The sequence below is a fragment of the Herbaspirillum sp. alder98 genome, from assembly GCF_020179755.1.
GTDB lineage: Bacteria > Pseudomonadota > Gammaproteobacteria > Burkholderiales > Burkholderiaceae_D > Herbaspirillum.
The window spans coordinates 1-805 of record NZ_JAIUCY010000024.1 but is presented as its reverse complement, the minus strand read 5'-3'; the positions used below and the strand labels follow the sequence as shown (position 1 = coordinate 805).

General features: G+C 48.9%; 1 protein-coding gene. It reads left to right on the top strand.

What is annotated here, in order from left to right; genetic code table 11:
* A partial coding sequence (locus LBW87_RS23810; RefSeq protein ID WP_225203958.1) for a hypothetical protein occupies nucleotides 1-805 on the top strand: 805 nt, incomplete at both ends.

The following is an 805-nucleotide window of genomic DNA, read 5'->3' as shown; positions in this document are numbered from 1 at the left end:
TGATGCGCAAGCCGTGAACGGGAAATACCTCACCGAAAAAGAAGTGAGGGAAAAATATCGCACTTGCGAAGATGGTTGGTATAGCGGCCCTCAGCCAGGAAAAGCGCGCTTCACCAGAGATCCTTGGTTATGGGTTGTTACGCCAGAATTTGCGCAGCGTTTTTGTCTGCCCGCAGGCTTTGTGAGTGAGGATCTTAAAGGCGCAGAAGCGGTCGCGTTTCGTTTGAAGCGAAACGACGATGAGGTGGGATGCGGTTTGGCTGGGAATCCAGATGCTTGTGTCGGCGAGACTGTCATGCGTTTCGAGGTTTACGTGAAGAGCGATGCGCCAATACCAACGAAAATAAAACTCAGGTTCTTCCAACTGGCACATCTGCCGAGTTCAATGCTCATCTCCGATAGTCAAGCAAGCGTAAAGCAAGCAAAGAAGGAGCGTGACCAGTACCCTCAAGACTTAGGCGTTGTGTGGCCATTGGACCCTACTCAGGTGGCGTTGCTGGGCATTCAGAACTCAAGGGCCGAATGGCCGATTGCAACCCTTTATCCTGAAACTTACTTTGCGCGCGTATTTCCTGGAATTGATTATTACGCTTTCGAGGGTTCATCTGGATTTTTCAGGAATCCTCGTATGGAAAAAATTGGTATCAGGAAGTTTGTCATTGCTTTCGCTAAGCCAGGTGCTAATGAGAGCAACCTCAATAAGGCAATTTCCAAATTTCCTTACGTCATCGAGATCCCTGAGTGGTATTCGGACAAGATAGCGGAGATTGATCGCAATAAAGGCTTCAATGCTTCGCAGACGGTC